This is a genomic window from Sphingobacterium cellulitidis (assembly GCF_043187465.1).
GTDB classification, from domain to species: Bacteria; Bacteroidota; Bacteroidia; order Sphingobacteriales; family Sphingobacteriaceae; genus Sphingobacterium; species Sphingobacterium cellulitidis.
In genome coordinates this window covers 4,017,411-4,044,162 of record NZ_CP171136.1, presented here as the reverse complement: position 1 = coordinate 4,044,162, position 26,752 = coordinate 4,017,411, and the positions used below count along the sequence as shown (strand labels likewise).

The window sequence follows — 26,752 nt, the reverse complement described above, 5'->3', positions numbered from 1 at the left end:
TGCTGGCTTTTTTTGTCTCCTAATCCTCTGATTATTTCTTTTTTACAGAATATTTTTCGCCTAATTCACTCAACTCTTTTAATAATTAGCTTGTTATATTATTGTTAAGTTATTGCCATTCCTGAAAATATTAATAAATTTAGTCTATATTTTATCCAAACTTATTAACATAAATACTATGAGTAATATCAAAGAAAGGGTGCTCCTAATTGCTGAATCTAAAGGAATCCATAAAGTGGAATTTTTTAAAGGGTTGGGTCTTTCCTATGCCAATTTCAAAGGAGTACAAAAGAACTCCGCCTTGGGTTCTGATGCAATAGCCACAATTTTATCTAGCTATGCCGATATATCGCCAGAATGGTTGATCTCTGGTGCTGGTGAAATGCGCCGTGAAGATAATCAACAACTCCACGAAGTCGCAATAACACTCCCCTCTAAAATAGATAAACCCGTTGATAATGGCTCCCTAGCTGCAGCCCTCGAAAAAGTAATTAATGCTCAACAAGCAACAATACAATCTCAAGAAATAACTATTGCTGCTTTGACCGCCCGAATAGATCAACTTGAAAAGAAAAAGAAAAGTAAGAAAAAACGTTAATGCATTTTTAATAAAGTCCCTGTCATATAAAGCTGACTTTTTGCTAATCTTTAATGTATGAAACTACTATTAATTTTATGTGCTTTCTTGCTTCCTAACGTCCTTTTCTCGCAAACCAGTAGAAACCTAAAAGCATTCTATAATGCCGATTCGACTCAGGTCGGCTATCATGACCAACAAGGAAAAGTTATTATTCCTCTCTCCCTAAAACCAGTCTCCGGTATCCCCAGTTCTTTTGAGAATATCATTTCAGTAATAGAGCAAAACGATCAGGAAGATTTTGATTATTATTTCCTGACCAAGACCGGGAGAAAGCTTGGGTATGACAGCCTCTATTTTTTCGACAATGTTCCTGATTGCGAAAATGAAGGCTTTATCAGATTCTATGATCGTGAAAACGATATGGTAGGCATGCTAAACGCCAAAGGCGAAATCCAAATTCCAGCAATCTATAATGATCTCGGACATGTCAAAAATGGATTTATTAATGCACTAAAGGGAGCCCAAAGGAAAAGAGATACCCCAGATGATGAACACTCCTATTTTGTTGGTGGGAAAAGCATGTTGATCGATACAAATAATCAAATAATTATTGAGGATTTCCCTTACAATGATGACCTGAATTTTTACCAAGTGAGTATTAATGGTTCCATTCCTGAAGATAGCACATGGATAAAATTTAATGGAATAGATGGGAATACATATGCATTTATGGACTATAATAAAGAGTTTGAACAGCTCTTCCCCAAACTTTTCCCCTTAGAAATAACAGCTGAACAGTTGATCGCCAATTCCTATGACAGCATCGCCTTTTGGGATGACTACCAAAGTAAATGGGGATTTGAGGAAAGCCCTAGATTTATCAACCGACACATTGATAAATTAAAGGAACTGTTCGAATCTGTTATAAACGGGTCGAAAAAATTCTGCATTTATAAATCCAGCTTAAATTATTTCATATTTGAGGGCGAGTCCTATAGAAGGTTCCTGGATCAATGTGGTGATTCATTAGATGCAAAGTATCCGGTCATTACCTTGTCTTTTTACGATGAATTTCCTTTTGCAGCGGAATCATTTGAATTCCTTCGGACTGATGACGGGTATAAACTCATCCTCGTCAATTTTTAGATTAATCTTTATCTTAGGGCAAAAAATTTATAACAATGATTATTAGAAGAGGATTAAAGGAGGATTCAGAACAGATCGCAGAATATTTACTATTGGCAATGGAAGAAATTGCTTACCGTTTTATCGGAAAGCAGGATAAACAACTTGCATTGGAATTTTTAACTGATCTGGTGAAGGAGGAAGGAAATCAATATTCTTATAACCATAATTGGGTGATTGAAGAAAATGGAACCGTGATAGCAACTGCCCTTGTTTATGATGGCGCAAACCTTTACGAACTTAGAAAACCTGTGGCAGACTTAGTGGAAAACAAATATCAAAGGAGTTTTAACCCCGAAGATGAAACTCAAGCTGGTGAATTTTATATTGATTGCATTGCAGTAAATCCTAATCAACAAGGAAAGGGCTTGGGATCGATTATTATTAAATATTTAATTGATGAATATATCTTGAAACAAAAGGCTGTCCTAGGTTTGTTGGTCGATGAAGATAATCCAAAAGCGAAAAAATTGTATGAAAGATTAGGTTTCAAAGTTGTTGGAATGAAAAGCCTAATGGGTAAAAACCTTGAACATATGCAATTGAAATAATTTAATATTTATATATACATCAAAATCCCATTTTTCTAATGGGATTTTTTTATGTGAAAATGTTACTTAAAATTATAGCTAAAACCTTTTTATCATGACTATTATTAATAATTTTTTTTATTAAATTTGAGTGTTGCCCTATTGTAAACCGATAAGAATTCCCTTTCTATAAAAGTTTTTATAACGGTAATGCTAAATCTAAAATTTAAATCAAGATCAAATGCTGAAAATTAAGATCCCTCAGTTTACTAGGATTTGGAACAAAGGAAGAAACTTTGCAACCGTTGCTATGATTTTTATTTCTGTCGCTCAAGTTCAAGCACAAAAAACAGAAGTAGACTATGTAAACCCCTATATGGGAAATATCTCCCACCTATTGGTACCAACTTATCCAACAGTTCACTTGCCAAACTCATTATTGCGAGTTTATCCCGAAAGGTCAGATTATACTTCCGATAGATTGCGTGGTTTACCTTTGATTGTTACCAGTCATCGCGGAAGCTCTGCCTTCAATCTTAGCCCTTTAACTGCCGGTACTCGAGATTTAAAGCCGATCTTGAACTATAGCTATGACCAGGAAATCATAAATCCTTACAGCTATTCTGTTTATTTGGATGAGGATAACATTGATGTCAAATTTGCCGTATCGCATCAAGCAGCCATATATGAATTGGATTTTGAAAAATCAGGACAAAATCAATTAATCTTTAACAGCCGTCGGGGAGAGGTTAAATGGGATAACACTGGGATTTCAGGTAGCCAAGATATCGGCAATAATACTAAAGTGTATATCTATGCTGAAATTGATCAAAAACCTACTTCTGTTGAAAGTATCGTCAATGGCCAACTTAATAAAGCCTCTGATGCTACTGGTGAACAGGCTAACCTGATTTTGACTTTCCCTAATTCTGCACAGAAATTAAAGGTCCGCTATGGAATATCTTTTATTGATGCCGCACAAGCTAAGGCAAATCTTAATCGCGAAATTAAAAACTTTGACCTGGCAAAAGTTAAAGAAAATGGAAAAGCAATTTGGAATAAAGCTTTAGGAAAACTTAAAGTGGAAGGAAATAATGAAAATGATAAGAATATCTTTTATACCTCTCTTTATAGAACTTTTGAAAGACCTGTAAACATCTCTGAAGATGGCCGCTATTATAGCGCATTCGATGGGAAAATTCATACAGACGAAGGTGTCCCCTTCTTTACTGATGATTGGATCTGGGATTCTTATCGTGCTCATCACCCTTTGAATGTCCTTATTGATACCAAAAAGGAAGGAAATATTCTGCAGTCATTTGTCCGGATGTCTGAGCAAATGGATAATTTCTGGCTTCCCACTTTCCCTGAAATTACTGGTGACAGCCGTAGAATGAATTCTAATCATGGTGTAGCTGCAATCTTGGATGCATATGAAAAAGGAATCTGTTCCTTTAACATCGAAGAAGCTTACCGTGCTGCAAAAGGTGCTATAACAGAAAAAACATTAGCCCCATGGTCAGGAAAACCTGCCGGAAAACTAGATCAATTCTTCTATGAAAAGGGATACATTCCTGCCTTACATCCAGGTGAAAAAGAAACTATCCCCGAAGTAAATGATTTTGAAAAACGTCAGCCTGTAGCAGTTACACTAGGAACTTCCTATGATCTATGGTGTCTTGCGCAATTAGCAAAACAGCTTGGAAAAACTGAAGATTATGAGAAGTTTATCAAGCTTTCTCAGAACTATAGAAACCTGTTCAATCAGGAAACTAAGTTTTTCCACCCTAAGGATGAAAAAGGTAAGTTTATTGAACCTTTTGATTATGTTTTTTCCGGAGGTCAGGGTGCTAGAGAATATTATGGGGAAAACAATGCCTGGATTTATCGCTGGGATGTACAGCACAATATTCCGGATTTAATCCAGTTAATGGGTGGAAATGAACAGTTCGTCAATTACTTGGATGAAATGTTTATTCAACCTTTGGGAAGATCGAAATTTGATTTTTATCAACAGTTGCCTGACCATACTGGTAATGTCGGCCAATTTTCAATGGCAAATGAACCTTCCTTACATATTCCTTATTTGTATAATTATGCAGGACAACCGTGGAAAACGCAAAAAAGAATCAAAACCCTCATAAAACAGTGGTTCAGAAATGATTTAATGGGGGTGCCAGGTGATGAAGATGGTGGAGGCCTTTCTTCTTTCGTCGTGTTCTCCCAACTTGGTTTTTACCCTGTTACCCCTGGCTCTGCACTTTATAGCATTGGTTCCCCTTTCTTTGATAAAGCAGTCATTCAATTGGAAAATGGTAAAACATTTACGGTAATCGCCAAAAATGCTTCTGATAGAAATAAATATATTCAATCCGCAAAATTAAATGGCAAACCTCTAAATAAAGCTGAAATATCACACAAGGATATATTAAATGGCGGAACCCTCGAATTTGAAATGGTCGATAAAGCCAATAAAAACTGGGGAATATCGTTCAAATAATCATTGGAATTTTCGAGAGCTATCAATTTGATAGCTCTCGTTTTTTATCCTTGATTTACTCTTTCAATAATTTCAGTATCTTCGAATAAAATCTAAACCCATTCAATTCTATGAAGATCAATTATTTTATGCTGAAGGATGCTTTATTATTTCTGTTTTTGTTGCCTTTGATATCATTCGCACAAAAGAAACCTAATGTAGTCATGATATATGCCGATGATTTAGGATATGGTGATTTAAGTGCTTATGGCGCAGATAAAATAAAAACTCCAAATATTGATGAACTTGCTAGTGCTGGAATTCGTTTCACCAATGGACACTCCTCAGCCGCAACTTGTACCCCTTCCCGTTATTCCTTGATGACCGGGAAATATCCCTTCAGAAAAACCGGAACAGGTGTTCTTCCTGGTGATGCTGCATTAATTATTGATACTGCCCAAATGACCTTGCCAAAACTTTTTAAACAACAGGGTTATCAAACAGCAATTATTGGAAAATGGCACCTTGGATTAGGAAGTCAGGTAGAAAAAAACTGGAATCAGGAGGTCAAACCAGGACCTATAGAAGTGGGCTATGATTACTCCTATATTTTCCCGGCAACTGCTGATCGCGTTCCAACAGTATTTCTAGAAGGACACAAAGTAGTAGGAGTAGACCCAAATGACCCTATTCAAGTTTCATATAAACAAAAGATTGGTACTGAACCTACAGGACTTGAAAACCCTGAATTGTTGAAAATGAAAGCTAGTCCCAACCATGGACATAATCAAACCATTATTAATGGAATCGGTAGAATAGGATGGATGACGGGAGGATTACAAGCAAGATGGGTAGACGAAGAAGTCACCATGACTTTTGCGGATAAGGTTATCCAGTACATTCGCGAAAATAAAAATAAACCATTCTTCTTGAGCTATCATGCTACCGAACCCCATGTCCCGAGAATGCCTTCCACAATGTTTAAAGGTAAAAGTGGATTGGGATATCGTGGCGATGCAATCTTACAGCTGGACCATACCGTTGGTGAAATTATTCAGACCTTGAAGGATAATGGTCTCTTCGAAAATACTATAATAATTTTTACCAGTGATAATGGGGCCGTTTTGGATGATGGTTATGTCGATGGAGCAGTTACCCAGCTTAATGGTCACAACCCTTTCGGAATTTACCGGGGCGGGAAATACTCTGCATTTGAAGGTGGAACTAGAGTACCATTTATTATGAGCTGGCCTAAAGGAATTAAAAAGAATCAAGTTTCCGACGCATTGCTGTGCCAAATGGATTTGCTCTCTAGTTTTGCAAGTTTCTTCGGAAAACCTTTGCCAGCACAATTGGAATTAGATGGCGAAAATATTTGGCCGGCATTCATTGGAAAAGATAAAAAAGGAAGAGAGTACTTAGTTCAATCAGCTGGTACATTTTCAATTACCAGAGGTAATTATAAATACATCAAACCAAGTAAGGGGCAAGCCATGAGTAAGCTGACAAATACTGAACTCGGAAATAACCCTGAAGATCAACTTTACAACTTAGCATCAGACCCGTCTGAAAAAACAAATATCGCCAAACAAAACCCTGAATTGGTTGCCGAATTGAAAACTTTATTGGAAAGCATCATGTAACTATACATTGCAATTGGAGTTAACTTTAATTGCAGGACGACTCCTGAACAAGATATCAAAGAAAAAGGCTATTCTCAACCGAGAATAGCCTTTTTCTTAAATCCTTACAATTCTATAATCCATATGAATTATCATCGTAATTAATATCTGCTAAACGCTGTGTTGGATCAATCCAAGCTTTTTTGACTTTCTTGCTCACAGGAACAGAGTAATTAGGTTTTGTCCAAAACCAATCCGTTAATATCGTTCTTTTTACCCCATTGTAAATCTCAAAATTCTCAACAGGTTTTTCTCCACGCATTTCACGTAATGGAATATAAAACAATTCCTTGCTTCCATCTTCATATTCTACCAATAAGTCAATTGGCATCGCAAAGTTGGACTTATTCAGAATTTCTATATTTTGATCAGTAACATTGCTGATTGCATAATCAATAGTTCTGGTCGTATTGATAAATAAATTAAAATACCATTTTAAATTCAACCCTGATGTTTCTTCCGCTACGCGTTTAAAATCATTAGGAGTTGGATGTTTAAATTTCCAAATATCATAGAAGTTCAAAAAGGTCTTTTGTAAATTCTGCTTTCCAATTATATAGCCCATTTGTTCTGCTAATACGCCTCCTTTGCTATAAGCTTCTATGCTGTAGGCAAAGTTTGTGTTATAGTAATCCGCCAATAAGCTCATAGGTTCTTCTTTGCCTGATTTCGCTAGGCGATAATAGGAATTATATGCTGAACCAATTGGATTAAGGGCTCTGACATTTGGCTTCTCGAATAACTCCGTATAGGCTAATTCCTCAATATAACTTGTAAACCCTTCATCCATCCACTCATCAACGGTTTCATTGATGCCGAATAATTGTTGATACCAGGAATGCGCTGCCTCATGGAAAATAACCCCAACAAGTCCTTTTAAATTTCTTCCGCCTGTAATAAGTGTTGCTGTACCATATTCCATTCCACCATCACCTCCTTGAACAATGGAATAGGTTTTCCAAGGATAGGCTCCGAAATTTTCACTGGTGAAATCAAAAAACTCAGTAGCTAGACCTAAGGCTGTTTTCCAGTTATCTGTAACCTCTTTGTCCGTAGGTAAGAAAATCGTATAAATACTGGTTCCATTTTTTGTTTTTGCTGAATCTACAACAAACTTAGGGTCTGCTGCCCATGCAAAATCATGGATGTTCTCAGCTTTATAATGCCATGAGGCCTTGTTGTTTTTGGTCTTTATCTTCGCATTCTTTACATATCCTTTTACCTCAGAAGGGTTTTGTAATTTACCAGAAGAACCTATGACATAATCTTTGTTGATATGGATCGTAACATCAAAATTTCCAAATGGAGCAATAAATTCTCGACCAATATACTCATCTAAGTGCCATCCGAACTCATCAAATTGAGCCATCTTTGGATACCATTGCGTCATTGAAAAGGCTACACCCTCCTTAGAATTACGTCCGCTACGACGGATTTGCTCAGGAACCTGTGCCTGCCAAGTTAAATCAAATTCAACCGTACTTGCATCTTTAATTGGAGTGGGTAAAATAACTTCCAAAACTGTCCCATCTTCCTTAAATGTTACCTCGCTGCCGTTGTACTTCACAGATTTGATCTTCTGAAATCCAATTTGATCGGGACTTAAAGCCGAAATCCGACTCTGACGAACGGGCTTTTCTTTTGTCCCAATATTGCTAACCATTCTCGCATCTGGGTCTGGAATATTCTTTAGACGTTCGTCCATCATACTTCCCGGTTGGAAAGCATTGAAATATAAATGAAAGTATACTTTGTTCAATTCCTGACCAGAATTATTGCTGTATTTAACTTTCATTTTGCCATCATATTGAAATGTCTTCTCGTTGACATCAATATCCATGGTATAATCGACTTTCTGATCCCAATAAGACTTGCGTTGTGCAAAGCTCGTCAAGGAACAAAATGCCAAGACTAATAAGCCAAGGGTGTTTTTTAGATTCATAATGCCAAATATATAAAATTTAACACTCGAAAATCATAGCCTTAGCCAATCACAATGTCGATGCCTAGTTCTTTTATGACTTGAATTAGATCATCAAATTGATCATTACTGGCAAATATCTTGTTCCGCCATACTCGAACTGTACCCGATTTTCCCTTTGTATGAAAAGCTAAAAGGTTTCCTCCTGAACGAATGTGATTTTTTAAATAAGAAATATCTGCTATGGGAATAGTCGTTGCCTTTCCAAATTTGGTAATGCTAATGTTACTATTGTCAACTTCCCAGGTGGAGATTTGTTTACTGAATTTAACCGCTGACCACATGATCGCCGGTATACAAAATAATAATATCAGAATTTTATAAATCTCCTGAAAATTGCTCATAGAAAGTAAATACCCTACAAAAAATAATGAACCTAATAGGATCCAGATGAACCTACCTCGGTGTAAGGTATTAATTTGAAATGTCATGTCTGCCTTTATTTTTTTAGATCTATATGTATTGTCTTTACGTCCGTTTCTCCTGTTTTAACAACCGAAACTTGTCCATCCCCTGAAACATCAATTAATTCATATTCGAATGGCAAGATAATCTTTCCTGTTGGATTAATAAGTCCATAGGTTTCACCATCCGAAGATGCTAAAAACACATCGTCCATTTCAGTGGTAAATAAAAACTTGTAAGCATCTGTAACCAATTTATTTCCTATTATTTCATAGATGACAGATTTGTTATTTTCCTCTACTACAAAATATTTACTATTGTTGGAACTAATACTACTGTAGGTCAACGGAACGATGATCTTTCCGGTTTTATCAACCAAACCATATTTATCACCATTGCTCACAATAGTATATTGCGATGAAAATGGATTTATATTATCAAATTCAGTGAACCAGATGGTTTTTCCATGTTCATCCATCACAGTCATTTTATCTTCTTTTGAATAGATATAAGCGTTCAATTCTGAATCATATGTGATAAAATCGTAGATATATTCCGTTATGTTTTTCCCTTTTTTATTGATCAAGGCAGAGGTATTACTTTCATCTATCGCAATAGAAACTCCATCGTTAAAGGCTGTTAAGCTCAAAAAATTTGGTTCAGTAATGATATCTCCAGAAATAGTCTTCAAGCCATATAAAAAACTGGTGGAATCGTAATAAGCGACCATGTCTTCCCCTAATTCAATGTTCTCAGGTTTGTAATCAATAATAGGATCTAGGTCTGCTACGATACTGTAGTTTTTTGGAACTTGAAAATAATCATTTGAAACCTTCAACTTCTCAATATTCTTGGCATAAAATGCAACCCCTTGCGTCGAAATCTTTAATGCAGCCCCAGGAATTTGATTCAGATATTGATAATTCCCCCAAAAAATTTGTGGTATCTTTTCAGTGTACCATATTTCTACCTTTCCAGATTCATCAGAAGAATCCTCTGAAAAAATTTCTATAACGGCCAATTTACATGGAAAGCCTAAGATAGTCGCACTCTCCTCAGATTTGAAGTTAATTGGATATTCCTCAATATTCTCTGGTAAATAGTCTATCTCAGAATAGCGTTCGGTAGTGGTATCTATTCGGAATAAGGTTTTTGCCTCTGTATCGCGCAGATAAACCCAATCTTGAAATAAATTTGACTTAATTTTATTAGCGCTTTTTCCAATCCATGCTTCTAATACAATTTCACCCTCCATGTCTTCAAGGATTGTCCTGAATAAATCTGAAGGATCTGTCTCGTTAGCCTCTAATTCTTTTAATTTTTCCTTGAAGGATTCTTCGATTGAGATGCTGTAATCGATCTTATTAACCTCTTGTTGTGCAAATGAAATCTGGAATAAACAAGCTGTAAAAATGAAGGTGAAAATCTTTTTCATGTAATGAAATTATTACGCAAAAGTCCTCATTTTTATTGATTCCTCAAATATCAAGGGCTAATATTTTATGCTAATTTCCAATATTTTTTACCTACAAGTTTTAAGGATGGATTTTGTATATTTATTTATGATTAAATACTTGACCTACTTCTTGTTATTCTGCATCGGGATTTCATCAGCACTGGGACAAAAATCCCCAAATATCATAATTATTGTTTCGGATGACCATTCTTTCCAAAGTATTTCTTCTTATGGATCTAAATATGGCCATACCCCAAATATCGATCGCATTGCGAATGAAGGACTGCTTTTCAACCGCTCCTACGTGAATAATTCCCTATGCGGCCCGAGCCGAGCAAGTTTATTGACTGGAAAGTATAGCCATAAAAATGGGTATAAGGAAAATGAAAACTCCCACTTCGACCATAGCCAAAATTCATTTATTAAAGAGTTGCATAAAGCCGGATATACTACATCCTGGATTGGAAAACAACATTTAGGGGATACCTTAGAAGGCTTTGATTACTACGATATTTTGATCAATCAAGGCCATTACTTCAACCCTGATTTCAAAAATCAAAATGGAACTATGATCCGTGAAAATGGCTATGTATCCGATATTGTAACCAATAAAGCCCTTAATTGGATGAATACCTTAAATAAGGAAAAACCTTTTTGTCTGATTCTTGGCCATAAAGCTACCCACCGAGAATGGGATCCTGACCCTCAGGATTTTGGTAAAAATGACCATAAAAAATTTAAAATACCTAAAAATTTCTATGATAATTACGCCGGAAGAGAAGCCGCAAAAATTCAAGAAATGCAGGTCAGTAAGGATATGTTGCTAACCTACGACCTTAAAATGTTTAAGAACGATGAAGAATGGATGAAAGAATCCAATTTCTTTAGAATGGATGAATCTGATCGTGAGAAATATAGAAATTACTACGCGAAAGTAAAGGAGGATTTTAATAGCAGAGACCTTTCTGATCCTAAAAAATTGGCAGAATGGAAATTTCAACGCTATATGACCGATTACCTCAATACCGCAGAGTCAATGGACCGAAACATTGGGAAAGTTCTGGACTATTTGGACCAAAACAACTTGACAGAAAATACCATCGTGATTTATATGTCTGATCAAGGGTTCTATATGGGAGAACATGGTTGGTTTGATAAACGATTTATGTATGAAGAATCCTTTAGAACACCAATGATGATGAGGTTCCCAAAAGAAATTAAGAAATCAAGAAAAGTCAATGATCTATTGATGACTATAGATATTGCTCCAACTTTATTGGAGTTGGCAGGGGTATCTGTGCCTGAGGATATTCAAGGTCAATCCTTTACTCCAATTATACATGGTCAGAAAGGTGTTCGAAAAGACCTTTATTACCATTATTATGAAGATGGGGTGCATAATGTATCTCCACATTTTGGAGTCAGCAACGGTCGTTATAAACTGATCCGTTTCTATAATAAAGTGAACTCTTGGGAACTTTATGACCTGAGTAAAGATCCTCAAGAAATGAAAAACGTCTTCGACAATCCTAAATACGCCGAGAAACAAAAGGAAATGATGAAAATGTTGAAAGATGAAATTGTAAAACAAGATGATTCCGAAGCATTGCGTATATTTGAGGCTTCCTAAACTTAAATATTATCATGCGCATACTAACAATTATTTGTTTTTGCTTAATTAGCTTAATTTCTCAGGCTCAAAAGAAGCCAAACATTGTAGTCATTATTTCCGATGACCATTCCTATCAAACAATAGGTGCCTATGGTTCCAAAATTGCACATACTCCAAATCTGGACCGAATAGCCAAGGAAGGAGCCCTGTTTACCAAAGGTTATGTCACGAATTCTATTTGTGGACCAAGTCGGGCTAGTTTATTGACTGGAAAATACAGTAATAAGAATGGCTTTAAGGATAATGAAACCTCTAACTTTAACCATGGACAAAATTCATTTGTTAAAGAATTGCACAACAATGGATACCAAACGGCTTGGATCGGAAAAATTCATTTGGGAAGACAGTTGCAAGGTTTTGACTACTATAGCATCCTAACTGGTCAAGGACATTATTTTAATCCTGATTTTATTTCCAGTAAAGAAGGTGAAAAAGAAGTGGTAGAAAGAGAACAAGGTTATGTGGCAGATTTAGTTACTGATAAAGCTCTGAATTGGTTAAAGGATCAAAATAAAGAAGAACCTTTCTGTTTAATCATTGGCCATAAAAATACCCATAGAACCTGGATGCCTGCTATTGAAGATTTTGGTAAGAATGATAGTAAAACAATCCCACTGCCAGAAACATTCTTTGATGATTATGCCACGAGAAAAGCAGCAGCTCTGCAAGAAATGAGTATTGACAAGGATATGCAAATGGGCTATGATTTGAAGATGTTCGAAAATATCGAAAAAATGCGCGTTGATGGAAACTTCTCAAGAATGACCGACCAGCAATTTCAAGCATACGTTGATTATTATAAACCAATTTATGAAGAATTAAAAAAATCTAACCTTTCTGGAAAAGCTTTAGCTGAATGGAAATACCACCGCTATATGGTTGATTACCTAAATACTGCTGAGTCAATGGATAGAAATATTGGAAAGGTATTGGATTATTTGAAAGAAAATAATTTAGAAGAAAATACTCTGGTCCTTTACTTATCCGATCAAGGTTTCTATATGGGTGAACATGGATGGTTTGATAAAAGATTTATGTATGAAGAATCTTTCCGAACACCGATGTTGATGAAAATGCCAGGCTTGATCAAACCTAATTCTAAAATTAATGGAATGGTTTCCAACGTGGATATTGGACCGACATTTTTAGAACTTAGTGGAATTAAAGTGCCACAAGATATGCAAGGTAAATCTTTCTTGAGCTTATTGAATGGAAAGAAAAAAGATATTCAAGACCAAATCTATTACCATTATTATGAAAACGGTGAACATGCCGTATCTCCACATTTTGGAGTAAGTGATGGTCGATATAAATTGATTCGTTTCTATAAAAGAGTAGATGGATGGGAGTTATTCGATATGAAAAAAGATCCTAGAGAATTAAAGAATATTTATGGAGAGCCCAAATACAAGAAAATTCAACAAAGATTAGAAAAGACTCTAAAACAAGAAATAGACCGCTTAGAAGATGAAGATGCAAAAGCAATCTTAGCAAATCAGTAGACATAAAAAAACCTTTCTGTTTTCAGAAAGGTTTTTTTATTCTCTTTAGTTAAAGATCAATGTTTTTTCAGGATTGATCTTTCTACCATAGCTCAGTAATTCATAGTGCAAATGCGGGCCTGTAGATCTTCCGGTACTCCCTAGCTTTCCAACTAATTGTCCAGCTTCTACCTTCTGACCCTTTTTTACTTTTGTGCTCGAAAGGTGAGCATATCTCGTTTCCCATCCATTGGTATGTTCTACAATCACAACTTTCCCGTACTGACCCTTATAACCTGAAAATACTACTTTTCCAGCTGCGGTTGCAGTAATAGGCTCGCCAGTTCTTCCGCTGATATCAATTCCTGAATGCATCTCAATACCTCTATTGGTAAACGGATTTCTGCGGTATCCAAATCTCGATGTGATCTTTCCACTATGCGGAGTACCCAATGGAACACCTTCTAATTTTTTATCTAATCTCTTTACGGTTGCCTCATAGTATTTGATTAATTCAGGTAAATTAACCTCTTCCTCAACAGGTCCACCAGCATTTTTTAGCTTCGGTGCAAATTCTTTTAAACCTCTTTTGCGCATTTTGGCATTAATTTGGTTTACTGCACTATCAATAGCATCAAATGATTTTTGTATTTGAACAGTACTTAATTGGTTGGACGCCTCTTCTAAAGCTAGATTTTGTCTCGCTTCTTCCAATGCCTCAATCTTTTTTGTTAACTGTTCCTCGTAATGATCGCTTGTTGTTTTTGTAGCAACATAGACAATAGTTGCACATATTAAACAAATACAGAAGATCCCTCCAGCTAGGATATATTTCCAGTTCTTTAAAACAATAGTTGGAATTTGAATCTTCAAATTCGAATCGCCGTTTGAGTCTAGAATTTCAACGGCAGTCTTCTTTTTTGTCATAGTATTTTACTCTCCCACTTTATGTTAGACGGGCGTAAAAATAGAAGATGTTAAAATAATTGCAAGAAAATTTAACATTTTATAACTATTTGAGAGTTGGAAAGCTACAAAATTATCATCTTTGTATTATGTCATTTTCGGAACGTATACTCAACTGGTATGCTGAGCATAAAAGAGCACTACCATGGCGTGAGACTAAGAATCCCTATGTAATTTGGTTATCAGAAATTATCCTTCAACAGACAAGAGTTGAACAAGGAATGCCTTATTTTTTTCGGTTTTTAGAAACTTACCCGAATGTAACAAAATTTGCAAATGCAGAAGAAGCTGAGATCTTGAGACTTTGGCAAGGACTGGGTTATTATTCCAGAGCCAGAAATATGCATAAGGCTAGTAAGCAAGTGTTAGAGCTGCATAATGCTGAGTTTCCTACTGATTATCAGTCGCTATTAAAGCTGCCGGGAGTAGGAGAGTATACTGCTGCTGCAATTTCATCCTTCTCCAGTAACCATGCCCATGCTGTTTTAGATGGTAATGTCTTCCGCGTTTTAGCCCGATATTTTGGCATTGAAGAACCTATTAATAGTTCCTCAGGTAAAAAGATCTTCTCCAAATTAGCGGAGGAAATGCTCGATCGGAATCAGCCCGCAGAATATAATCAGGCGATCATGGATTTTGGTTCTCTTCAATGTAAACCAAAAAATCCTAACTGCGCTGAATGTGTATTAAGGATAGACTGTAGAGCTTATGAAAGTGGTTTAGTCAATGTGCTCCCAGCAAAAATAAAAGGTAAAAAGAGTAAAGACCGATTCTTTCATTATTTTATAATTGAACATGATGGAGCCGTACTGATGTCCCAGCGTTCTGAAGGTGATGTGTGGGCAAATTTGTTCGAATTCCCAATGATCGAAAGTGATGCTGATTTGAATGTAGCGGAATTGGTACAAATGGAAGAATTTCAGAAAGACTTCGGATTATCTGTTCCAACGCAGATTAAAGGACAAATAAAGCATATTCTAAGCCATCAGAACATATATGCAAGGTTTTATAAGCTGGAAATCAACGCCTCTAAATTGCCCAAAAAATCCCATTGGAATTATTTTATATTAGAAAAATTAGATACATTAGCTAAACATAAACTGATTAGTTCCTTTGTGGAACATTATTTTTAGTGCTCACTAAATCCTAAATTATTGTATGTCAGGAGTAAATAAAGTTATTTTAGTTGGTCATCTTGGTAAGGATCCAGAAATCCGCTATTTAGAAGGAAATGTAAGTGTTGCCAGTTTTCCATTAGCAACATCGGAGACTTTCAACAAGGATGGACGTCGTGTAGAGCAAACTGAATGGCACAATATCGTGTTGTGGCGTGGTTTGGCAGATGTTGCTGTAAAATACCTCAGCAAAGGTAAATTGGTCTACATCGAAGGGAAATTGAGAACCCGTTCCTATGAAGATAAAGAGGGAATCCGTCGATATACCACCGAAATCGTAGCGGAAAGTTTTAATTTATTAGGGCGACGCTCGGATTTTGAGCCGCAAAATCCTCAACCAACGAATACTGCCGCAGGTCCTGTTAACCCGGATTCAAAAGAACAAACCGTCGACTTTACAGAAAACGATGACGATAATGATGGTCTACCTTTTTAATCTACCTAATTAAATACTGTACCATTTCATTTATTTTTTAAAATTGCTGTATCTTTGACACATGTTGCAAGATAAGATAACGCAGTATACTGAAGAGATTAAGGCATTTGCCCCAAGTTCAGCTCAAGAAGTTGAAGCATTTAGGTTGAAGTTTCTAGTGTCGAAAGGCATCGTGAAAAACCTTTTTGAAGAATTTAAAACCGTATCCTCTGATGAAAAGAGAATACTAGGAAAAGTATTAAATGAATTTAAGCAGTTAGCTGAAAATACATTTAAAGATGCTTCTGAGAAATTCTCAAATCAAAATGAAGGTCAAACTGCTAATGCTGAAGGTGATTTAACATTGCCTGGACAAGGATTTTCCTTAGGCTCTAGACACCCTCTTTCGCTAGTTAGAAAAGAAATCGTTGAGATTTTTAAGAAATTAGGGTTTGTCGTGGCTGAAGGAAACGAAATCGAAGACGATTGGCATAACTTTTCAGCATTGAACTTTGCGCCTGAACATCCTGCAAGAGATATGCAAGATACCTTCTTTATCAAAAAACAAGATGGTAATGATATGGTATTACGGACGCATACTTCTTCCGTACAAGTAAGATTAATGGAAGCTGGAAAACCGCCCTTCCGTGCGATTATGCCTGGAAGAGTATATCGTAACGAAGCTATTTCGGCTAGAGCCCATTGCTTCTTCCATCAGATCGAAGGTTTGTATGTGGATGAAAATGTTTCTTTCGCTGACTTAAAACAAACCCTTTATCACTTCGTGAAAGAATTATATGGTGAAGATACTAAGGTAAGATTCCGCCCATCGTATTTCCCGTTTACTGAACCTTCCGCAGAAATGGATATTTCTTGTACAATCTGTAAAGGTGCAGGCTGTCAAATGTGTAAATACTCTGGATGGGTTGAAATTCTAGGTTGTGGTATGGTCGATCCTAACGTATTGGATAACTGTGGTATTGATAGTAAAAAATACTCCGGTTTTGCATTCGGAATGGGAATCGAAAGAATCACAAACCTTAAATATGAAATCCGTGACCTTCGTTTGTTCTCAGAAAACGATGTCCGATTCTTATCTCAGTTTGAAACAGAAATTATTTAAACCAATTGGTTAATATTCCACCCGAATACCAGATTATTTGGGTGGAATCTATAAATTACTAGTTGAATCCCAAATTCAAAACTTGCCTTGCATGGAAGATAAAATTGTCATAGCTATAAAGAAATCCGCAAGAGATCTATTTAGAAAATATGGCTATAATAAAACTAGCGTAAATGAGCTAGCAAAAAACGCTTCCATCGCCAAAGCTACCTTCTATAAACATTTTGCCAGTAAAGAATTAATATTACACGAAGTCCTGATGGATTATATCCAGGATAATGTATATGATATTCTGAATAAAAATGTTAAAGAAAAAGACCTGGCATTATTTCTCGCAAATACCATTCTTAGGGTCAGCCGCGTAACTTATACCGTCTGTAATGAATTTGTTGGCTGGGAATTTATCCGTGAATCTGTCAATGCGCAGGAATACTTAAAACTCCTTTCCGATGACCTGGAATTTCTTTTATTGCGCTCCTTTATGCAAAATGAAACCATTGCCAGCATGATTCCTGAAGAAAGATTAACCTTCCTTATTAAAACTTCCAAAAATATCGTTTTCTCATTCGCTTTCACCGCTGTCTCTGAGGCTGATGTCCGTAAAAATTTTATTTCCTTCCAAAAAGAAATGCTCCCTTATCTTGTGGAAGCAACTTTATTGGAGAGTAGATAGCATCTAGCTACCTTCTATTAATTTTTTCCGTATTTTTGCGCCAATATGGGAAGAAGAATACCTCAGGATAAGAAGTTTATTTCCGATGTCGAAGTGATTGACATCGCGGAAGAGGGCAAGGGAGTTGCCAAACATGATAACTTAGTGTTGTTTATCGAACGTGCTGTACCCGGCGATATCGTCGATGTCGAACTGATGCGTAAGAAGAAGAATTTTGCAGAAGGTAAAATTGCCGAAGTAAAAGTTGCTTCTGAATATCGCATCGATCCGTTCTGTGCTCACTTTGGAGTATGTGGAGGTTGTAAATGGCAACATATGACCTATGATTCCCAATTAATATTTAAAGAACAGTATGTAGGTAATGCCTTGTCCCGTATTGGGAAAGTGGATGTATCTTCCATGGAACCAATTCTAGGTTCAGCACAAACTGAATATTATAGAAATAAATTAGAATATACCTTCTCTAATAAACGTTGGTTAACAAGTTTGGATGAAGTTGAACCCGGTGATTCCATGGATGCATTAGGCTTCCATGTTCCAGGTCGCTTTGATAAAATCCTGACGATTGACCATTGTTTCCTACAGCAAGACCCATCAAACGATATTAGAAACAGTATTTTCGATTACGCTAAGGAAAACTTCATGTCCTTTTATGATTTGCGTGATCACGAAGGTGCCCTTCGTAATCTAATCATCAGAACCTCTTCAACAGGCGAATTGATGGTAATTGTCGTTTTTGCTTATCCTGAAGAAGGGCAAGTCGATTTGTTGATGTCCTATATTAAAGACAAATTCCCTGAAATTACATCCCTATTATATATTATCAATCAAAAAAGAAATGATACCATCTTTGATCAGGATATCCATGTTTATGCTGGTCGTGATTTTATCTATGAAGAGATGGAAGGCTTGAAGTTTAAAGTAGGTCCGAAGTCTTTCTATCAAACAAATTCAAAACAAGCTTATGAACTGTATAAGATTACTCGTGAATTTGCCGATCTGAAAGGGGATGAATTAGTATATGACTTATACACTGGGGCTGGTACAATTGCAAATTTCGTGGCTCGATCAGCTCGTGAAGTAATCGGAGTGGAGTATGTACCGACAGCAATTGAGGATGCCAAAATAAACTCCCAGACCAATAACATCCATAACACTAAATTTTATGCCGGTGATATGAAGGATGTATTAACAACAGATTTTATCCAAGAACATGGAAAACCTGATGTGGTTATCACTGACCCTCCAAGAGCAGGTATGCACCCAGATGTTGTTCAGCGTATCTTGGAAATGGAAAGTGATAAAGTAGTCTATGTAAGTTGTAATGCTGCAACTCAGGCACGCGATTTGGAAAGTTTAACCACGAAGTATGAGGTAGTGAGGATTAAACCGGTAGACATGTTCCCGCATACTCAACACGTTGAAAATGTAGTACTATTAAAATTAAAGAAATAAATGGATTTACAAGATCTCTTAAATAAAGGACCCGAAGAAGAAGGAAAACAAGGTAAAGGACAAAGTCCATTAGTGAGTTTAAAAAAGGATCTAGATTTCTATAAGGAGTCCATTCAAGAAGTATCTTCAGAAATGATGGCTGAAGGTTACACCTTCTATCCAATTTTTGTCGCTCACCAATTAAAAGTGGATTTGGGTGAAATGATCTTGGATAGAGATGAATTAAACACCCAATGGAGCATTCAAGCAAGTTCTCTCGAAGAATTTGTGGAAAGAGGTATCATAAAAGAGGATAAAAAGGAGTTTTTTGAGAGAAGTTTTAAACCCGCAAATGACTTCATGTGTCTATTTGTGGTCGTTCCGGAAGGAGCTAACTTCGTTTTTTATCCTTATAACAACTAGTGATTTAAAACTTTTTAACATTTCCTAGTCAAAAGTATTATTACCTTTAAAATTGGATGTATAATAAATTAAAATATATTGCCCTACTATGTTCTTTCTTTTTCCTGACGCTTGCTGCACATGCTCAGGACCAAGATAATATAGTCTCTGGATTAGTTCTTGAGAAAGGGACAAGCACTAGGATTAGTGATGCGAATGTAGTCAACCAAAGGACTAAACAAACGGTAAGAACCAATTCTTATGGTGTATTTAATATCGAGGTAAATGTTGGTGATACCCTTTCTGTAAGTAAGGTCGGTTACGGACCAATCAAAACAAGAATCAATACTTTAGAAGATATTTTATTAGATCTTCAAGCTGGTAATAGGATTGAAACCGTCGTGGTAACCAGAAGTACCAAAGAAATGGAGATGAAGGAAATGTTGGAAGACTACGAAAGTAAAGGCGTATATAATGGGGGACAAAATAAGTTTGGAACCTATATCTCCAGCCCTGCAACAGCCCTTTATAATCTCTTTGGTAAGGAAGCAAAGAACGCAAAGCGCTTTGAGAAATTCATGAATCAGGAGCTTGAAGAAACCAAGGTGGATCGAATTTTTAATAAAACCATTGTTTCTAAGATCACCAAACTCGAAGGTGAAGAATTGCAATCTTTTATGGATATCTACAGACCTTCTTATGCTACCGCAGAAAGATGGGGACAATATGATTTGATGAATTATATTAATTCATCCTATAAAACATGGAATGCCCAAGGACGCCCAAAATCACAACGTTTGCCGAAACTAGAAATTCCTCCGCAAGAAAAATAAACTGCTGATAATTAATTTGTTATAACTTGTATCGTAGCGGAAAAAGCTTTTGGCATTGGCTTTGCAAATAACAGTTCTATTAGTTAGACAATTAGTTAATATAAGTGTAAAAGATAAACAATTTGATTATGAAAATGAATAAAAGACTTGCGGTTTATGGATTGACAGTAGCAACATCAGCTATGTTATTTGCTAGCTGTTCAACCATTCAAAATACTAGTAACACAACAAAAGGTGCCGTAGTAGGTACTGCAGCTGGTGGTGCAATTGGTGCATTAATCGGTGGTAAAGCAGGTAATACTGCAGTAGGTGCTATCGCAGGTGCCGTAATTGGTGGTGCTGCAGGTACATTGATCGGAAAAAAAATGGATAAACAAGCCAAAGAAATTGAAAATACTGTAGCCGGTGCTGAAGTAGAGCAAGTAGGTGAAGGTATCTTGGTGAAATTCGATTCAGGAATTTTATTCGACTTCAATAGTACTGCTTTAAAACCTTCTGCGAAAGAAAATATCGCAAAATTGGTAGAAACTTTAAATAAAGAACCAAATACTGATATCCTTGTATTGGGTCACACTGATAATATTGGTACTTTACAAGCTAACCAAAAAGTATCAGATGGTCGTGCAGCATCAGTAAAATCCTTCGCAGTTTCTAAAGGATTAGCAGGTAGCCGTATTAAAACCGAAGGTAAAAACTATTCTGAACCTATCGCATCTAATGATACTGACGCAGGTAGAGCAGAAAACCGTCGTGTAGAAATCGTTATTGTTGCTAACAAAAAAATGCAAGAAGAAGCGAAACAAGAAGCAGGTCAATAAGACTTCTAGAAATATTCGAATAGGGGTTCCAAATTTTTGGAACCCCTATTCTTTTTTCAAAAGTTTTGTTAAATTTTATACAACTGCTGACAAACTGTCATTTGTTTAATAGATAATTACTAACTTTGTAGTCTTTGAAAATTGACTATGTTAGAGTTATCGCATACAACAAAAACACACGATGAATCCCGTCAGGGTGAGGCACTGGATATGATTCCGACTGGACAATCTACCGGTCGTAAACTATATATTGAAAGTTACGGATGTCAGATGAACTTCTCCGATAGCGAGATTGTTGCTTCTATTCTGATTGAGAAAGGCTTTGAAACAACAAAGGATTATAAAGAAGCCGATGTGGTTTTTATTAATACTTGTTCCATCCGTGAAAATGCCGAACAGCGTGTTAGAAATAGATTGAAAGAATTTGAATCCGCAAAAGCCAAAAATCCAGGAATGGTCGTAGGCGTTTTAGGATGTATGGCAGAACGATTGAAAGCTAAGTTCTTGGAAGAAGAGAAGTTGGTAGATGTTGTTGTCGGACCAGATGCATACCGTGACCTTCCTAATCTGATTGATAAAGTAGATGAAGGTGGTCGTGCTGTGAATGTATTGCTATCCCGTGAAGAAACTTATGCAGATATTAGCCCTGTTAGATTAAATTCAAACGGTATCTCTGCATTTATTTCTATTATGCGCGGATGTGATAACATGTGTTCTTTCTGTGTTGTTCCTTTCACGCGTGGTAGAGAGAGAAGCCGTGATGCTGAATCCATCGTAAAAGAAGCGCAAGACTTATTTAATGCTGGCTATAAGGAAGTAACCTTGTTAGGGCAAAATGTCGATTCATATAAATATTCAGCTCCCGTAGCTGAAGGAGAAGAACCTAAGCCTTCCATTAATTTTGCGCAATTACTAGCCTTAGTGGCTGAGGTGAGTCCTGAATTGAGAATTAGATTCTCTACTTCTCATCCGAAAGATATCACTGATGAAGTCCTTCATACTATGGCGAAATATGAAAATATCTGTAAATATATTCACCTACCGGTGCAATCGGGTAACTCCAGAGTATTGGAATTGATGAATAGAACTTACGATAGGGAATGGTATAAAGATCGCGTTGATGCAATTCGTCGTATTATTCCTGAATGTGGTATTTCTACAGATGTTATAACTGGATTCTGTACCGAAACAGAAGAAGAACATCAGGAAACATTATCCATGATGGATTATGTGAAATACGACTTCGCTTATATGTTCGCTTATTCAGAACGTCCAGGTACCCTTGCTGCCAAACGGTATGAAGATGATATTCCTGAAGAAGTAAAAAAACGTAGACTTACGGAAGTGGTAGATTTACAAAGAGAACATAGTCTATATAGAATTGAAAATTTTGTTGGTAAAGTTCATAAAGTATTAATTGAAGGAACTTCTAAACGTTCAGATAAGGACTTCTGTGGAAGAAATGACCAAAATACAATGGTTGTTTTCCCGGTAGACGAACGCTATAAAGTTGGAGATTATGTAAATGTACTTGGTGAAACTTGTACATCTGCAACATTAATCGGAAAGATAGTTGATTAATATTAATCATAACACTAAATATTAATAATGGATCATCAAGATATTAAGAGCAGGTTTGGGATTATTGGGAATTCTCCATTACTAAACCGTGCAATCGATATTGCACGTCAGGTAGCACCTACCGATATATCGGTTTTGATTCAAGGGGAAAGTGGTTCTGGAAAAGAGGTCTTCTCGCATATTATCCACCAACTCAGTGGACGTAAGCACGGACCTTTTATCGCTGTTAACTGCGGTGCCATTCCAGAAGGTACAATTGATTCTGAATTGTTCGGACATGAAAAAGGATCCTTTACGGGAGCTCACGAAGCTCGGAAAGGATATTTTGAAGTAGTGGATGGTGGAACCATTTTCTTGGATGAAGTGGGGGAGTTACCTCTGGGTACTCAAGCTCGCCTGTTGCGTGTCTTGGAATCCGGAGAATATATTCGAGTAGGATCATCCAAAGTGCAAAAAACAAATGTTCGCGTAGTTGCTGCAACCAATGTGGATGTGTATGAGGCCGTTAAAAAAGGAAAATTCAGAGAAGATCTTTACTATAGGTTGAATACTGTTCCTTTGAGAATTCCGCCGCTTCGTGAAAGAAAAGAAGATATCGTTCTTTTATTTAGAAAATTTGTCGTTGACTTCTCTGATAAATATCGTTCTCCAGGCATACAACTTACTGAAGATGCACAAGAACTGCTCAAGAATTACTCTTGGCCAGGAAATGTTCGTCAACTGAAAAATATTGCCGAACAAATAGCCGTTCTAGAAAAGGAAAGGCTGGTGAATGCCCAAATCTTAAGTCATTACCTTCCTGTGGAAACGCAAAGTACATTGCCGATGCCACTAAAAGAGCAAGCAAAGGATAATTTCTCGGAAAGAGATCTTTTGTATAAGGTACTCTTCGATATGAAAAAGGATATGGTAGATTTAAAGAAATTGGTCGTGGAATTGATGCAAAAGGGTTTCAATCAAGGAACAATGGAGCAAAACTCCCCATATATCAATCAATTGTACCAAGAGATCAGACCTAGTTCTGCTGCAATTGGTACAGAGGAATACCCTGTAAATACCAATCCAACCATTACAATTCATAATCCGAATCAGCCGAATGGAAATGCAAATGATTATTTGTATGACACCCAAGACGTAGAAGAGGTGGAAGAATCATTATCTTTACTCGACAAAGAGTCAGATTTGATTAAAAAAGCGTTGAAAAAGCATAAAGGAAAACGTAAAGCTGCTGCGCAGGAACTTGGAATTTCAGAACGTACTCTTTATAGAAAGATTAAAGATTTGAACTTAGATTAATATGTCCAATTTTAAAAATAAAAGCAATTTTATTACCTATATTATTGCGGCTTTGCTGCTTTTTACCTTCCACGGTTGTGGAGTAAAATACAGTTTAGGAGGTGGTACAATCCCAGAGAATATGAAAACTTATTCAGTGGAAATCTTTGAAAATATATCACCATTTGTATCAGCAACTTTAAGCCAAACTTTTACAGAAGGATTAAAAGAACGCATCCGTACGCAATCAAAATTAAGTCAAGTCAATCAAGATGGTGATGCCATGTTCTCTGGTGTAATTACCAATTACGCCATTACTCCCGCAGCCGTTGAAGCAGGGACAGACATGGCTGCTTTAAACCGTTTGTCCATTACTGTTAAAGTGAAATATGTTAATAGAAAGGATGATACCGGAGAAAGCGATTTTGAAGACTCTTTTACTCAATTTAAGGAATTCAGAGGGCAAATTAGTGCGAACGAATCTCAATTAAATTCTGAAATTGTAAAGATGTTGACAGAAGATGTTTTTAACCGTGCATTTAATAACTGGTAAAATATAAGAGCCTTTGAATAACATGGATCAAGTATATATTTTTAGAAAAGCGTTAGAGAACCCTGTCGAAGTAAGTACAGCTGAATTTGATCAGCTCTTATCGAAATATCCCTATTCTCAGCCAATAATATATGCTTTTGAACGAAAGAAGTTTCTCGAAGGTCAGAATATTGATAAACAACGTGCCTTAATTTACGCGAATAACCCTTTTTGGCTGCGTGATTATTTACAGAAACCTATTGAAATTATTCCTGAATTGGAAGTGGATTCTGATGATTATATCTCCTATGAGGAAGTTGATGAACAAGTAGTAGCTGAAGATACTGAAGTGGAAGCAGTGGATGTGGAATCCATTCCTGACCTGGAAGAAATCATACAGGAACCTGCAAATGACTTGGATGAAATCGTTGAAGAAACTGAAGATTTAGAATCAGAACCCATTGAGGAGGAACCTGCATTTGATTTTCCTAGTGGGTATAATATTGAAAAGGAATTCGCAGAAGAATCCAACGAAGAAACAATACAAGACACTCCCGAGGTTGAGGTAAATGTTCCTGAAGAAGAAAGTCAGCGTAGTTCAGAAGAGGATATTAGTTTATATAATGATGAACTAATGCCTTATAGTTTTAGATGGTGGTTGTACAAAACCAGATTGGAACATGCAGAAACTTACCAACCTTTTTCTTCTCCAGTATTACCAAGACAACAAAAAGGTCAGTTTGATCCTAAAAAATTAGACGAAGCTATCTTGGATCAGCAAATCCGGGAAAACATCTTTCACTTGCAAGACCCATCGGATAAACTTAGTGATAAACATAAAAAAGAAACAGTGGAGTTTAAATCTACTGAAAAAATGGATGAGGTAATTGAGAAATTTATCCGCGAAGAGCCGCAGATTCAACCTCCAAGTGCCGAAGCCATCAATACAGAAAACAAGGCTAGAAGTAGCTCTGAAGACCAATTACAAGTGGTTACAGAGACCTTAGCCAATATTTATGTGTCCCAAGGAATGTATGAAAAAGCGATATCTGTATTTAGAAAATTAATTTCGGATAATCCAGAAAAAAAATCGTACTTTGCGACCCGAATTAAAGAGATTGAACAAAAGTTATAATTGAAAATATAGAAATGGAAATTTTATTTATTATCCTAATTATTCTAGTAAGCTTATTATTAGCGTTTTTTGTATTGATTCAGAACCCTAAAGGAGGTGGTTTATCTTCTGGGTTTTCTGGCGGTGCAAATTTAATTGGTGTGCAACGTACAGGGGATATCCTGGAAAAAGGAACTTGGATTTTTGCAATCGCCCTAATGGTATTTTGTATTGCAATAAATATTATTGGCCCATCAGCTTCGAATAGAGGTGGTCTAGGTGATCAAATTGAAGCACCTATTTCTGCTCCTAATTTGAATCTAAACCCGTCTGCAACTCCTGCACAAGGAAATCCTGCTGGAACAAATCAAACTCCTGCTACGCAAACTCCTGCAGCTACGGATTCTACAAAATAAGTAAGCTCAACAATCAAAAAATATAACCCTGTCTGAACAAGACAGGGTTTTTTGTTTTACAGCAATGCTGGTGTCATCATGACATTAAGATGATGGCCAACTGACATGAAAAATGACAGTTAATGCAAAAATGGCAAAAAAAAATGCTTAATTTCAATTGGCATAGTTCGTGATGCCTTTGAGGTACGTAATCGAAAAAAAATAAAATTCTTATACAATTATGGCATTAAGTATTAAACCTATCGGAGACAGAATAGTAGTTGAACCTGCTCCAGCAGAAGAAAAGACAGCATCAGGTATCTATATCCCTGATACAGCAAAAGAAAAACCATCCCAAGGAACAGTGGTAGCTGTGGGTGCTGGTAAACCAGATGAACCATTAACTGTAAAAGTAGGTGATAAAGTATTGTATGGTAAATACGCTGGAACTGAAATTACCTACGAAGGTAAAGAGTATTTAATTATGCGCGAAGCTGATATTTACGCAGTCCTGTAATTTATAATCAACAATAAAATTTAAAAAATACAGTAGGTTTTTGCTGTC

The 26,752-nt window shown here is 36.4% G+C and carries 25 protein-coding genes; 21 read left to right on the top strand and 4 right to left on the bottom strand.

The features are described 5' to 3' along the window. Nucleotides 1-178: 178 nt before the first annotated feature. From ACF3OC_RS17645 to ACF3OC_RS17625, 5 genes are all read left to right on the top strand, one after another. Nucleotides 179-598 carry a hypothetical protein gene (locus ACF3OC_RS17645; RefSeq protein WP_094257276.1) on the top strand — a complete coding sequence of 140 codons (420 nt, stop codon included), beginning with the start codon at nucleotides 179-181 and terminating at the stop codon, nucleotides 596-598. Between the two features lie 57 nt (nucleotides 599-655). Next, on the top strand, nucleotides 656-1,726 hold the full coding sequence (locus ACF3OC_RS17640) for a hypothetical protein (protein WP_094257275.1): 1,071 nt from the start codon (nucleotides 656-658) through the stop codon (nucleotides 1,724-1,726). A 35-nt stretch (nucleotides 1,727-1,761) separates the two neighbouring features. Next, nucleotides 1,762-2,316, top strand: a complete 555-nt coding sequence (locus ACF3OC_RS17635; protein WP_094257274.1) for a GNAT family N-acetyltransferase — start codon at nucleotides 1,762-1,764, stop codon at nucleotides 2,314-2,316. Between the two features lie 220 nt (nucleotides 2,317-2,536). Next, entirely contained in the window at nucleotides 2,537-4,795 is a 2,259-nt protein-coding gene (locus ACF3OC_RS17630; RefSeq protein WP_392470210.1) for a GH92 family glycosyl hydrolase, read from the top strand. A gap of 110 nt (nucleotides 4,796-4,905) precedes the next feature. Then, the gene (locus ACF3OC_RS17625; RefSeq protein ID WP_094257273.1) at nucleotides 4,906-6,417 is read left to right on the top strand and encodes an arylsulfatase; all 1,512 of its coding nucleotides are present in this window, start codon (nucleotides 4,906-4,908) and stop codon (nucleotides 6,415-6,417) included. Between the two features lie 112 nt (nucleotides 6,418-6,529). Here the strand turns inward: ACF3OC_RS17625 and ACF3OC_RS17620 are convergent, their stop codons facing one another. Genes ACF3OC_RS17620 through ACF3OC_RS17610 form a run of 3 tightly spaced genes read right to left on the bottom strand, consistent with a single transcriptional unit; the run spans nucleotide 6,530 to nucleotide 10,277 of the window. Then, a complete protein-coding gene (locus tag ACF3OC_RS17620; RefSeq protein ID WP_094257272.1) occupies nucleotides 6,530-8,398 on the bottom strand; it encodes a M1 family metallopeptidase in 1,869 nt (622 codons plus the stop codon). Nucleotides 8,399-8,439: 41 nt separating this feature from the next. Then, the gene (locus ACF3OC_RS17615; protein ID WP_141202101.1) at nucleotides 8,440-8,868 is read right to left on the bottom strand and encodes a hypothetical protein; all 429 of its coding nucleotides are present in this window, start codon (nucleotides 8,866-8,868) and stop codon (nucleotides 8,440-8,442) included. A gap of 8 nt (nucleotides 8,869-8,876) precedes the next feature. Continuing rightward, nucleotides 8,877-10,277 (bottom strand): WG repeat-containing protein, encoded by a 1,401-nt coding sequence (locus ACF3OC_RS17610; protein ID WP_094257270.1) that lies wholly within the window; start codon nucleotides 10,275-10,277, stop codon nucleotides 8,877-8,879. A gap of 127 nt (nucleotides 10,278-10,404) precedes the next feature. On the opposite strand from ACF3OC_RS17610, the gene ACF3OC_RS17605 reads away from it, so the two are divergent. Next, on the top strand, nucleotides 10,405-11,928 hold the full coding sequence (locus ACF3OC_RS17605) for a sulfatase (RefSeq protein WP_392470207.1): 1,524 nt from the start codon (nucleotides 10,405-10,407) through the stop codon (nucleotides 11,926-11,928). A gap of 14 nt (nucleotides 11,929-11,942) precedes the next feature. Next, nucleotides 11,943-13,472, top strand: coding sequence for a sulfatase (locus ACF3OC_RS17600; RefSeq protein WP_392470205.1), 1,530 nt, complete (start codon nucleotides 11,943-11,945; stop codon nucleotides 13,470-13,472). A 45-nt stretch (nucleotides 13,473-13,517) separates the two neighbouring features. Here ACF3OC_RS17600 and ACF3OC_RS17595 read toward each other — a convergent pair whose 3' ends face one another. Beyond that, nucleotides 13,518-14,378 carry a M23 family metallopeptidase gene (locus ACF3OC_RS17595; RefSeq protein ID WP_094257268.1) on the bottom strand — a complete coding sequence of 287 codons (861 nt, stop codon included), beginning with the start codon at nucleotides 14,376-14,378 and terminating at the stop codon, nucleotides 13,518-13,520. 128 nt (nucleotides 14,379-14,506) lie between these two features. On the opposite strand from ACF3OC_RS17595, the gene mutY reads away from it, so the two are divergent. The 14 genes from mutY to groES all read left to right on the top strand — a co-directional run bounded on the left by mutY (nucleotide 14,507) and on the right by groES (nucleotide 26,704). Further along, nucleotides 14,507-15,550 (top strand): A/G-specific adenine glycosylase, encoded by a 1,044-nt coding sequence (gene mutY / locus ACF3OC_RS17590; RefSeq protein ID WP_094257267.1) that lies wholly within the window; start codon nucleotides 14,507-14,509, stop codon nucleotides 15,548-15,550. 25 nt (nucleotides 15,551-15,575) lie between these two features. Next, a complete protein-coding gene (locus tag ACF3OC_RS17585; protein WP_094257266.1) occupies nucleotides 15,576-16,028 on the top strand; it encodes a single-stranded DNA-binding protein in 453 nt (150 codons plus the stop codon). Nucleotides 16,029-16,089: 61 nt separating this feature from the next. Then, the gene (gene pheS, locus ACF3OC_RS17580; protein WP_392470201.1) at nucleotides 16,090-17,130 is read left to right on the top strand and encodes a phenylalanine--tRNA ligase subunit alpha; all 1,041 of its coding nucleotides are present in this window, start codon (nucleotides 16,090-16,092) and stop codon (nucleotides 17,128-17,130) included. A gap of 91 nt (nucleotides 17,131-17,221) precedes the next feature. After that, entirely contained in the window at nucleotides 17,222-17,803 is a 582-nt protein-coding gene (locus ACF3OC_RS17575; RefSeq protein WP_094257478.1) for a TetR/AcrR family transcriptional regulator, read from the top strand. Nucleotides 17,804-17,848: 45 nt separating this feature from the next. Next, a complete protein-coding gene (gene rlmD / locus ACF3OC_RS17570; protein ID WP_094280681.1) occupies nucleotides 17,849-19,258 on the top strand; it encodes a 23S rRNA (uracil(1939)-C(5))-methyltransferase RlmD in 1,410 nt (469 codons plus the stop codon). After that, complete coding sequence (locus ACF3OC_RS17565) at nucleotides 19,259-19,660, top strand: hypothetical protein (protein WP_392470198.1); 402 nt, start codon at nucleotides 19,259-19,261, stop codon at nucleotides 19,658-19,660. 56 nt (nucleotides 19,661-19,716) lie between these two features. Further along, entirely contained in the window at nucleotides 19,717-20,472 is a 756-nt protein-coding gene (locus tag ACF3OC_RS17560) for a hypothetical protein (protein ID WP_094280679.1), read from the top strand. 128 nt (nucleotides 20,473-20,600) lie between these two features. Beyond that, the gene (locus tag ACF3OC_RS17555) at nucleotides 20,601-21,290 is read left to right on the top strand and encodes an OmpA family protein (protein WP_179221459.1); all 690 of its coding nucleotides are present in this window, start codon (nucleotides 20,601-20,603) and stop codon (nucleotides 21,288-21,290) included. Nucleotides 21,291-21,437: 147 nt separating this feature from the next. Then, the gene (miaB, locus tag ACF3OC_RS17550; RefSeq protein ID WP_094257260.1) at nucleotides 21,438-22,871 is read left to right on the top strand and encodes a tRNA (N6-isopentenyl adenosine(37)-C2)-methylthiotransferase MiaB; all 1,434 of its coding nucleotides are present in this window, start codon (nucleotides 21,438-21,440) and stop codon (nucleotides 22,869-22,871) included. A gap of 27 nt (nucleotides 22,872-22,898) precedes the next feature. Then, the gene (locus tag ACF3OC_RS17545) at nucleotides 22,899-24,167 is read left to right on the top strand and encodes a sigma 54-interacting transcriptional regulator (protein WP_094257259.1); all 1,269 of its coding nucleotides are present in this window, start codon (nucleotides 22,899-22,901) and stop codon (nucleotides 24,165-24,167) included. A 1-nt stretch (nucleotide 24,168) separates the two neighbouring features. Then, nucleotides 24,169-24,699, top strand: a complete 531-nt coding sequence (locus tag ACF3OC_RS17540; RefSeq protein ID WP_094257258.1) for an LptE family protein — start codon at nucleotides 24,169-24,171, stop codon at nucleotides 24,697-24,699. Between the two features lie 22 nt (nucleotides 24,700-24,721). Beyond that, nucleotides 24,722-25,813: a tetratricopeptide repeat protein gene (locus ACF3OC_RS17535; protein WP_392470193.1), complete on the top strand. Its 1,092-nt coding sequence runs from the start codon at nucleotides 24,722-24,724 to the stop codon at nucleotides 25,811-25,813. Between the two features lie 14 nt (nucleotides 25,814-25,827). Beyond that, on the top strand, nucleotides 25,828-26,208 hold the full coding sequence (gene secG, locus ACF3OC_RS17530; protein ID WP_094257256.1) for a preprotein translocase subunit SecG: 381 nt from the start codon (nucleotides 25,828-25,830) through the stop codon (nucleotides 26,206-26,208). 220 nt (nucleotides 26,209-26,428) lie between these two features. After that, a complete protein-coding gene (groES, locus tag ACF3OC_RS17525; RefSeq protein WP_094257255.1) occupies nucleotides 26,429-26,704 on the top strand; it encodes a co-chaperone GroES in 276 nt (91 codons plus the stop codon). Nucleotides 26,705-26,752 lie beyond the last annotated feature (48 nt).

What these genes read in the sequence shown, in the direction of transcription:
- ACF3OC_RS17640 (WP_094257275.1), top strand. Translation starts at nt 656, where the DNA reads ATGAAACTACTATTAATTTTATGTGCTTTCTTGCTTCCTAACGTCCTT.
- ACF3OC_RS17585 (WP_094257266.1), top strand. Translation starts at nt 15,576, where the DNA reads ATGTCAGGAGTAAATAAAGTTATTTTAGTTGGTCATCTTGGTAAGGAT.
- miaB (WP_094257260.1), top strand. Translation starts at nt 21,438, where the DNA reads ATGTTAGAGTTATCGCATACAACAAAAACACACGATGAATCCCGTCAG.
- ACF3OC_RS17565 (WP_392470198.1), top strand. Translation starts at nt 19,259, where the DNA reads ATGGATTTACAAGATCTCTTAAATAAAGGACCCGAAGAAGAAGGAAAA.
- ACF3OC_RS17545 (WP_094257259.1), top strand. Translation starts at nt 22,899, where the DNA reads ATGGATCATCAAGATATTAAGAGCAGGTTTGGGATTATTGGGAATTCT.
- ACF3OC_RS17535 (WP_392470193.1), top strand. Translation starts at nt 24,722, where the DNA reads ATGGATCAAGTATATATTTTTAGAAAAGCGTTAGAGAACCCTGTCGAA.
- ACF3OC_RS17645 (WP_094257276.1), top strand. Translation starts at nt 179, where the DNA reads ATGAGTAATATCAAAGAAAGGGTGCTCCTAATTGCTGAATCTAAAGGA.
- ACF3OC_RS17575 (WP_094257478.1), top strand. Translation starts at nt 17,222, where the DNA reads ATGGAAGATAAAATTGTCATAGCTATAAAGAAATCCGCAAGAGATCTA.
- ACF3OC_RS17635 (WP_094257274.1), top strand. Translation starts at nt 1,762, where the DNA reads ATGATTATTAGAAGAGGATTAAAGGAGGATTCAGAACAGATCGCAGAA.
- ACF3OC_RS17540 (WP_094257258.1), top strand. Translation starts at nt 24,169, where the DNA reads ATGTCCAATTTTAAAAATAAAAGCAATTTTATTACCTATATTATTGCG.
- ACF3OC_RS17620 (WP_094257272.1), bottom strand. Translation starts at nt 8,398, where the DNA reads ATGAATCTAAAAAACACCCTTGGCTTATTAGTCTTGGCATTTTGTTCC.
- secG (WP_094257256.1), top strand. Translation starts at nt 25,828, where the DNA reads ATGGAAATTTTATTTATTATCCTAATTATTCTAGTAAGCTTATTATTA.
- pheS (WP_392470201.1), top strand. Translation starts at nt 16,090, where the DNA reads ATGTTGCAAGATAAGATAACGCAGTATACTGAAGAGATTAAGGCATTT.
- rlmD (WP_094280681.1), top strand. Translation starts at nt 17,849, where the DNA reads ATGGGAAGAAGAATACCTCAGGATAAGAAGTTTATTTCCGATGTCGAA.
- ACF3OC_RS17555 (WP_179221459.1), top strand. Translation starts at nt 20,601, where the DNA reads ATGAAAATGAATAAAAGACTTGCGGTTTATGGATTGACAGTAGCAACA.
- ACF3OC_RS17600 (WP_392470205.1), top strand. Translation starts at nt 11,943, where the DNA reads ATGCGCATACTAACAATTATTTGTTTTTGCTTAATTAGCTTAATTTCT.
- ACF3OC_RS17605 (WP_392470207.1), top strand. Translation starts at nt 10,405, where the DNA reads ATGATTAAATACTTGACCTACTTCTTGTTATTCTGCATCGGGATTTCA.
- mutY (WP_094257267.1), top strand. Translation starts at nt 14,507, where the DNA reads ATGTCATTTTCGGAACGTATACTCAACTGGTATGCTGAGCATAAAAGA.
- ACF3OC_RS17595 (WP_094257268.1), bottom strand. Translation starts at nt 14,378, where the DNA reads ATGACAAAAAAGAAGACTGCCGTTGAAATTCTAGACTCAAACGGCGAT.
- ACF3OC_RS17560 (WP_094280679.1), top strand. Translation starts at nt 19,717, where the DNA reads ATGTATAATAAATTAAAATATATTGCCCTACTATGTTCTTTCTTTTTC.
- ACF3OC_RS17615 (WP_141202101.1), bottom strand. Translation starts at nt 8,868, where the DNA reads ATGACATTTCAAATTAATACCTTACACCGAGGTAGGTTCATCTGGATC.
- groES (WP_094257255.1), top strand. Translation starts at nt 26,429, where the DNA reads ATGGCATTAAGTATTAAACCTATCGGAGACAGAATAGTAGTTGAACCT.
- ACF3OC_RS17610 (WP_094257270.1), bottom strand. Translation starts at nt 10,277, where the DNA reads ATGAAAAAGATTTTCACCTTCATTTTTACAGCTTGTTTATTCCAGATT.
- ACF3OC_RS17630 (WP_392470210.1), top strand. Translation starts at nt 2,537, where the DNA reads ATGCTGAAAATTAAGATCCCTCAGTTTACTAGGATTTGGAACAAAGGA.
- ACF3OC_RS17625 (WP_094257273.1), top strand. Translation starts at nt 4,906, where the DNA reads ATGAAGATCAATTATTTTATGCTGAAGGATGCTTTATTATTTCTGTTT.